Below are 2024 nucleotides of genomic sequence, written 5' to 3'. Positions count from 1 at the left end.
GCGACTGCTGGACCACGAAATTGCCAGCTTCACCGCCGGCCAGGGCCGCAGCGGCGACTCGGACCGCTGGGCCTTCGACGCCCTCTACGAAATCATCATCGAAGAGCAGCCCGACCTACTCACCTGAGACCTACGAACTCCCCGGCACCCGGTACCAGCTCGCGTTCCAGGCCTCGCCGCCCGGGGCGCACCGGGTCGCGCCACGCCCCGGGCGGCGGTCAGCCGACGTGCGTCGGCGGCAGGCCTCTGGAGGCGACCTCGCCGCGGACGACCGGGATGACCTCGCGGGCCAACACCTCCTGTTCGGCGACGGTGGGCACGGCGAGCAGCAGCGCGGTGAAACCGACCGCCACGATCTCCAGAAGCTGGTCGATCACCTGCGCAACGCTGCCGGTCACCGCCCCCGAGCCCGGCTGCGGCGGCGGCCCGATGCGCACGATCACGTTGCAGGCACAGGTGATCGCGGCGGGGTCACGGCCGGCGCGGCGGGCGGCCGCGAGCACGGACTCCCGCATCCGGCGGGCGCCGTCGAGGCCGACCCGGCCCACCGACGGCAGCCAGCCGTCGGCGAGCTCGCCGGTCAGCGCGAGCGCCCGCGGCCCGTAGGACCCGAGCCAGATCGGGATCGGGTGCTCGGGTCGAGGGTCGATGCGGGCGCCGTCGACGGAGAATTCACGGCCGTGCACGGTCGTCGACTCGTTCGACCACAGCCCGCGGATGATCCCGATGGCCTCACGCTGACCGGCGATCTTCTGCCCGGGGGTCCGTTCGGGCAGCCCGAAGGCCCGGAACTCCTCGTCGTACCCGCCCCCGCCCAGCCCGAGGACGAACCGGCCGCCGCTGAGCCGGTCGAGCGTCTCGGCCGTCTTCGCGACCACCGCCGGCGGGCGGTAGGGCAGAGCCAGGACGTTCGTGGCCAGCTCGATGCGGCGGGTCTGGCCGGCCAGCCAGCTCAGGGTGGCCAGCGGTTCGACGGTCGGACGGTGGCTGTGCAGGTGGTCGCTCAGGCTGAACAGGTCGTAGCCAAGGTCGTCGGCGCTCTGCGCAAGATCCAGAGTCTGCGACGCGGACAGCCCGCTCACGGCCCCGCCGGCGCCGAACACCAGCCGGGATCCGAACAGGCCGCTCACTTCGCGCCGTCCCCGTTGATCGTCGGGCCGGCGTTGCTCGCGGGCGCCGGGATGGTTGATGAAGTCATAGTCAGTCCTTTCGGTGGACGTGGTCGGCCCGCAGGCGCAGTAGGACGCGTTCGCCGTCTGCCCGGCGCAGCGTCGGGCTGCCGGTCCATTTGGTGAACGTGACCCGGGCGAGCATGATCGCAGCCGGCCCGGTCTCGGTGCCGACGACCTGCCCGCGGACCTCGATGTAGCGGCGCGGGTTGGCGGAGTCGTGCAACAGGATCGTGGCCCGCGGATCGGCGAGGATGTTCCGGTACTTCTGCCGGCTGGTCTGGGTCCCGACCAGGATGTGCCGATCGTCGGCGTGCGGCCACACGATGCTGGTCTGGGGTTGGCCGTCGGGCATCAGCGTGGTGAAGAAGCCCAGGTTGATCCCGGCAGCCAGCTCCCGCACGTCGGAGTCAAGCATGCGTGGCCGCCGCGCCGTCCGCGCGGTCGAGATCGAGCGGGGCCGGCGAGCCGGCCGGCCCCGCGCCCAGGCCGGCGACCTGGGGCAGCACGTCGGAGGCGACCAGCTCGGTGGCCGTCTGGACCTCGGTGTAGGGGATGCCGCCGAGGTCGATGGCGAGCAGGTGCAGGTCATGGCCCCACAGCTCGTGCAGCCGGCCGAGCTTGTCGACGACCTCGGCCGGGCTGCCGCAGATCGCCGGCCCGGCGGGCCCGATGTAGGTGTCGAAGTCGAACGGCCCCCGGCCCGGGCCGTGCGCCGGGATCCTGGCCGACAGGTAGCTGTTGATGTGCTCGAACCAGGCCGACCTGGCCGCCTGGGAGGTGCGGGCGACGAACACGTGGCTGGCTGCGCCGAGCAGCCCCGGCCGCCCACCCCGGCCGGAGCGCGCCCACTCC

At 72.9% G+C, this 2024-nt stretch carries 2 protein-coding genes and 1 pseudogene; all 3 read right to left on the bottom strand.

What is annotated here, in order from left to right; translation table 11 throughout:
- Positions 1-218: 218 nt before the first annotated feature.
- Entirely contained in the window at positions 219-1130 is a 912-nt protein-coding gene (locus NBZ85_RS30685; RefSeq protein WP_261560689.1) for an LLM class flavin-dependent oxidoreductase, read from the bottom strand.
- Positions 1131-1200: 70 nt separating this feature from the next.
- Positions 1201-1587 carry a TIGR03618 family F420-dependent PPOX class oxidoreductase gene (locus NBZ85_RS30680; RefSeq protein WP_261560688.1) on the bottom strand — a complete coding sequence of 129 codons (387 nt, stop codon included), beginning with the start codon at positions 1585-1587 and terminating at the stop codon, positions 1201-1203.
- A pseudogene (locus tag NBZ85_RS30675) lies at positions 1580-2024 on the bottom strand (LLM class flavin-dependent oxidoreductase); the annotation flags it as partial. The pseudogene NBZ85_RS30675 and the gene NBZ85_RS30680, both read right to left, overlap by 8 nt.

The organism is Frankia tisae, assembly GCF_025403405.1.
GTDB classification, from domain to species: domain Bacteria; phylum Actinomycetota; class Actinomycetes; order Frankiales; family Frankiaceae; genus Frankia; species Frankia tisai.
Note: the sequence above shows the minus strand (reverse complement) of the source record. Positions and strands in the feature narration are given on the sequence as shown.